This is a genomic window from Arthrobacter sp. 18067, from assembly GCF_902706295.1.
Lineage (GTDB): Bacteria > Actinomycetota > Actinomycetes > Actinomycetales > Micrococcaceae > Arthrobacter.
Map to the genome: position 1 here is coordinate 1 of NZ_CACSJJ010000085.1, position 426 is coordinate 426.

1 protein-coding gene is annotated in these 426 nt (G+C 73.2%); it reads left to right on the forward strand.

From position 1 onward, the window contains the following. Positions 1-384 (forward strand): efflux RND transporter permease subunit (locus tag GVL04_RS24195; protein WP_200846963.1); only part of this gene is annotated, 384 nt, incomplete at its 5' end. Positions 385-426 lie beyond the last annotated feature (42 nt).

Consider the following 426-nt stretch of genomic DNA (forward strand, 5'->3'; position numbering starts at 1 on the left):
ATCCTGCTGATCGGCATCGTCAAGAAGAACGCGATCATGATGATCGACTTCGCCATCGACGCCGAGCGCGGCCAGGGCCTGCCGCCGCAGGAGGCGATCCACCAGGCGGCGCTGCTGCGCTTCCGCCCCATCCTGATGACCACGCTGGCCGCGCTGTTCGCCGCACTGCCGCTGATGCTGGGCTGGGGCGAGGGCGCCGAGCTGCGCCGGCCGCTGGGCCTGGCGATCTTCGGCGGGCTGGTGCTGAGCCAGCTGCTCACGCTGTTCACCACGCCGGTGATCTACCTCGCCTTCGACCGGCTGGGCCGCCGCTGGACGGGCCGGGGCACGGCCGCGGCGCCCGAGGTGCCCGCTGCACCACCCGCAGCGGAGGGCCGGCCGTGAACCTCTCGCGCCCCTTCGTGGAGCGGCCCGTCGCCACCGTGC